The 5,561-nt window shown below is 63.0% G+C and carries 2 protein-coding genes; both read left to right on the top strand.

Annotation, left to right across the window (positions count from 1 at the left end):
• Positions 1 to 486, top strand: a 486-nt coding sequence (locus BZK31_RS25535; protein WP_244182736.1) for a methyl-accepting chemotaxis protein, incomplete at its 5' end; no start/stop codon positions are given.
• A 47-nt stretch (positions 487 to 533) separates the two neighbouring features.
• Positions 534 to 5,561: Hpt domain-containing protein (locus BZK31_RS25530; protein ID WP_083186022.1), on the top strand; the 5,028-nt coding region annotated here is incomplete at its 3' end.

Here is a 5,561-nt window from a genome sequence, read left to right as displayed (position 1 = left end):
CTGGCCCTCAATGCCGCCATTCAGGCGTCGATGGCCGGTGACGCCGGACGCGGGTTCGCGGTGGTTGCGGACGAGGTGCAGCGACTGGCCGAGCGCTCGTCGTCGGCCACCAAACAGATTGAGACACTGGTCAGGGCAATCCAGAACGACACCAACGAAGCGGTCATCTCCATGGAGCAGACCACCAGTGAAGTGGTGCGCGGTGCGCGACTGGCGCAGGATGCCGGGGTGGCGCTCGAGGAAATCGAAGGGGTGTCGCGAGTGCTGGCCGAACTGATCGAAAGTATCACCGACGCCGCACGGCAGCAGGCTGAGTCCGCCGGGCAGATTTCCCAGACCATGAGCGTGATTCAGCAGACCACCTCGCAAACCACTTCGGGAACCTCGGCCACCGCCGAGAGCATTGGTAACCTGGCGAAAATGGCCAGCGAGATGCGCCGCTCCGTGTCGGGTTTCACCTTGCCGCCATCGAAAAAAATCGGATGATATTCGACCAATGAACGATCGGGATCGGATAAAGGGCGGTATTCGTCATGGCTGATCGTCACGACTACGTGGCACTTGAGTGGCTCAAGGGCGAGATCGCCGAGACGCTCATGCAGGCCCGTCATGCGCTGGATGCGTTCATCGAAGACCCCGCGAACGCGGCGGCAATGGCCGAATGCCTGAACCTGGTGCATCAGGTGCACGGCAGCCTGCAGATGATCGAGTTCTACGGCGCAGCGCTGCTGGCCGAGGAAATCGAACAACTGGCGCTGGCCGTGCAGCAGAACCGCGTCAGTCATCCTGTCGAGTCCGAGCAGTTGCTGATTCAGGCCATGACTCAATTGCCGGTTTATCTTGAGCGTATCCATTCGGCCCGGCGCGACCTGCCGCTGGTGGTGTTGCCGCTGCTCAACGACCTGCGCAGTGCCCGAGGCGAAAGCCTGCTCTCGGAAACCAGCCTGTTTGCCCCGCAACTGGTCGTTGTACCTGCGCTGGACGATGAAGAACTCGCGCGCCGCAACACGCCGGAGCTGCCCAACCTGCTGCGCAAACTGCGCCAGACCCTGCAAGCGGCGCTGGCCGGCCTGATGCGCGAGCAGGGCGTAAAAACCCAGCTCGGCTACATGGCCAAAGTGTTCGCCCGCCTGGAGCAATTGTGTGAAGACGCACCCCTGGGGCCGCTCTGGCGGATCGCCACGGCGCTGGTCGAGACCATGCTCAATGGCAATTTCACCAACAGCCCGGCGCTGCGCAGCCTGCTCAAGGATGCCGACAAGGAACTCAAGCGTCTGGCCGAGCAGGGCATTCAGGGCATCAATCAGCCTGCGCCTGAAGAACTGCTGAAAAGTCTGCTGTTCTACATCGCCAAGTCCGACAGCCTGGCGCCGAAGATGCTCGATCTCAAGGACCAGTACGCACTGGACGATGCGCTGCCTGGCAATGACGTGGTCAATGAAGAGCGAGCGCGGATGGCCGGCCCGGACCGCGACGCCATGCGCTCGGTGATCGTCGCGCTGTGCGAAGGGCTGGTACGGGTCAAGGAGCGGCTGGATGTCTTCGTGCGCGGCGACCGCGAGCATGTCAGCGAATTGAACACCTTGCTGCCGCCGTTGCGACAGATCGCCGACACCCTGGCGGTGCTCGGCTTCGGCCAGCCGCGCAAGGTGATCATTGACCAGCTGTCGGTGGTGCAGGGCATGGCCCACGGGCAGCGCGAGCCGAGCGACGCCGCGTTGATGGATGTCGCGGGCGCCCTGCTGTACGTCGAATCGACGCTGGCGGGCATGGCGGGGAATACCGAGCAGGCCAGCCGTGAAGAAAGTCGTCTGCCGACCACTGACCTGACCCAGATTCATCAACTGGTGATTCGCGAAGCGCGGGTGGTGTTGCAGCAAGCCAAGGACGTGATTCTGGATTACATCGACGGCGAGTGGGATCGTCAGCGTCTGGACCCGCTGTGTGCGTTGCTGGTCCAGGTGCGCGGCGCGCTGGCGATGATCCCGCTGGCCCGTGCCGCCAGCCTATTGGCAGCGTGCAACGAATACATTCAGGAACACCTGTTGGTCGACGAAACCCGTCCCGGCTGGGTTCAGCTCGATAGCCTGGCCGACACCATCACCGGCGTCGAATATTACCTGGAACGCATGGGCGAGGATCATCAGGCGCCGGGTGACCAGATCCTCGACATGGCGCAGCAGAGTCTGGCGAGGCTGGGCTATACGCCTGCCCCGGACACGCTGGAAGTCCCGGTGCTTGACGAAGTCATCACCCAGGACGAGTTGCTGGCGCTGGATGACCGCAAGGCGTTGGTCAGTCCCACGCAAACCATCGCGCAAGTGCTGGCCAGACCGGTTTCGGCCGTCAACCCGCCGGCCCGCCATGCGCCAGCCAGCCTGCTGCCGCCGCCCGCAGGCGAAGACGCGGTGGATGAAGAGCTGCGCGAAGTCTTTCTGGAAGAAGCCGACGAGGTGCTGGACGCACTGCGCGAATACCTGCCTCGCTGGTTCGTTTCATTGGGCAAGGGCGGTCAGTGGGATGTCGTCGCGCTGACCGAAGTGCGCCGGGCCTTTCACACGCTCAAGGGCAGCGGGCGGATGGTGCGGGCGCTGATTCTCAGTGAGCTGGCCTGGTCGGTGGAAAACCTGCTCAATCGGGTGCTGGAAGGCGACGTGCTGCCGGGGCTGGAAGTACAGCAGTTGATGACCGATGTGCTGGCGCTATTGCCGCCGGTCATCAGTGATTTCGCCGAAGGTGCCCAGCGGCAACGCGACGACGTCGACTTGCTGGCCGCCCGCGCCCATGCGCTGGCCAATGGTCTTGAGCCGCCATCGCCGGTTGTACCGTCGTCCGACCCCAGCGTCGAAGTCATTGATCCGCAGTTGCTGGAGATCTTTCGTCAGGAAGCCCTCGGGCATCTGGGCACGCTGGCGCGTTTTCTGGAAACCGCCGAGCAATCGACCTCGCCCGCGATCAGCGACAGCCTGCTGCGCGCCCTGCATACCCTCAAAGGCAGCGCGCACATGGCTGGCGTGCTGCCGATAGCCGAACTGGCGAGCCCGCTTGATCAACTGGTGCGCGAGTACAAGGCCAATCTGATCGCCATTGGCTCGCCCGAAATCCGCTTGCTGCGCAGCGCCGAACCGCTGTTGCACAAGGGGCTGGAGCAACTGGACAGCCAGCCGCTGGCACCGATTCCTGGCGCGTCCGCAGTGATTGACGCAGCCTGCTCGTTGCTCAACGACCGGCTCACGGTGGCGATGCGCGAATCGGACAATGGCTTGCGCATCAAACGTAATCCGCAACTGATTGCCAGCTTTCTCTCCGAAGGCATGGACATCGTACTGGACGCGGAAAACCTGCTGCGCCGCTGGCGCGAACACCCCGGCGAGCGGCAGGAACTCAGCGCGCTGCTCGACGAACTGACTACGCTGGGGCACGGTGCGCATCTGGCGGATTTGCCGCAGGTCGATGAACTGTGCGAAGCCTTGCTCGACCTGTACGGTGCGGTGGAGGAAAGCAGCCTGGCGGTCAGCGAACGCTTCTTCGATGAGGCCGAACGGGCCCACGAAGCCCTGATCAACATGCTCGATCAGGTGGCCGCCGGACAGGACGTCGATCCGCGCCCCGAGTGCGTGCGCGCCTTGCACGCATTGCTCGATCAGGCGCTCGACCCGTCGGCGACCGGGCTGGTCAAGAGCGATGGCCATCGTACCTTGAGTGTCACGGAACTCAATGCCGCCACTGAGCAATTGGCGAACGAAGCATCCCGCGTCGAGCCTGCGCAATCTGATGCGGCCCACCTGGAAGACGAGATCGTCGAAATCTTTCTGGAGGAGGCCGTCGATATCCTCGACAGTGCCGGACAGTCCCTGCAGCGCTGGCTGGATGAGCCGGAAAACCCCTTGCCGCTCTCGGCGTTGCAGCGTGACTTGCACACGCTCAAAGGCGGGGCGCGAATGGCCGAGGTCGCCGAAGTCGGTGATCTGGCGCATGAACTGGAAAATCTCTACGAGGGCCTTATCGACCGGCGCTTCAGCCATTCGCTGCAATTGGCCGATCTGTTGCTCAAGAGCCATGATGAGCTGGCGATCATGCTGGAGAAGTTGTACCGGCAGGAAACGCTCAATAATCCCGCGCTGCTGATCGACGCGCTGATTCAGTGCCGCAACGGCGGCCCGGCCGAAACTGCCGCGCCTGTCGAACAGGCCGATGAGCCGCCCGAGCGCGACACTGAACTGCTGGAGATCTTCCTCGAAGAAGGCTTCGACCTGCTTGAAAGCTCCGGGGCGGCCCTGGCCCGCTGGCAGGCCGATCCGCAGAACACCCTGGAAGTCGAAAACCTGCTGCGCGACCTGCACACCCTCAAGGGCGGCGCGCGCATGGTTGAAATCGTGCCCATCGGCAATCTGGCCCATGAACTGGAAACCCTATATGAAGGGCTGTCCACCGGGGCGATGCAGCCTGACCCGGTAATGATGAGCCTGTTGCAGAGCGGCCATGACGTGCTGGCCGACATGCTCGACGCCGTGCGCAGCGAAAAGCCTTTGCCCGACGCGACCCTGTTGATTGAAAGCATGCAGAACCTCGCGGGTGAGCAGCGTGCGCCACGCGTGCCTGTCGGGCATGCGCCCGAACCGGAGCCCGTCAGCTCCACACCGCCAGCCGCTGATGGCGAATCGGAACGCAATGTGCCGGAGACCATCAAGGTGCCGGCAGAGCAACTGGAGAGCCTGGTCAATCTGGCGGGCGAGACTTCGATCTTTCGCGGGCGTATCGAGCAGCAGATGCTCGACGCGCAGGTCGCCCTGGCTGAAGTGGAAACCACCATCGAACGGATGCGCGATCAACTGCGGCGTCTGGACATCGAGACCCAGGGCCGCATCCTCAGCCGCGAGCAGGTTCAGGCCGAGCGCCTGGGCTACGAAGAATTCGATCCGCTGGAGATGGACCGTCACTCCCAATTGCAGCAACTGTCGCGTGCGCTGTTCGAATCGGCTTCCGACTTGATGGACCTCAAGGAAACCCTCGGCGCGCGTACGCGTGATGCCGAAATGCTCTTGTCGCAACAAGCCAGGGTCAATACCCAGTTGCAGGAAGGCCTGATGCGTACCCGCATGGTGCCGTTCGAGCGGATGGTCCCGCGTCTGCGACGGGTCGTGCGGCAAGTGGCGACCCAGTTGAACAAGAAGGTGCAGTTCGAAGTGGCCAACGCCGACGGCGAAATGGACCGCAACGTACTGGAACGCATGGTGGCGCCGTTGGAGCACATGTTGCGTAATGCGGTCGATCATGGCCTTGAAAGCACTGAAAAGCGTCTGGCGGCGGGCAAGCCTGAGCAGGGATTGATCAATCTGGAACTGATGCACGAGGGCGGCGATATCGTGATCGAGCTCAGTGACGATGGCTCGGGCGTCGATCTGGCGGCGGTACGGCGCAAGGCGATAAAGCGCGGCATGATCCATCCGGACGCCGATCTTGCCGATCATGAAGTCTTGCCATTCATCCTTCAGGCCGGGTTTTCCACGACCGACATCATTACCCAGATTTCCGGGCGCGGCGTGGGCATGGACGTGGTG

Origin of the sequence: Pseudomonas floridensis (assembly GCF_002087235.1) — a bacterium.
Taxonomy (GTDB): Bacteria; Pseudomonadota; Gammaproteobacteria; order Pseudomonadales; family Pseudomonadaceae; genus Aquipseudomonas; species Aquipseudomonas floridensis.
Note: the sequence above shows the minus strand (reverse complement) of the source record. Positions and strands in the feature narration are given on the sequence as shown.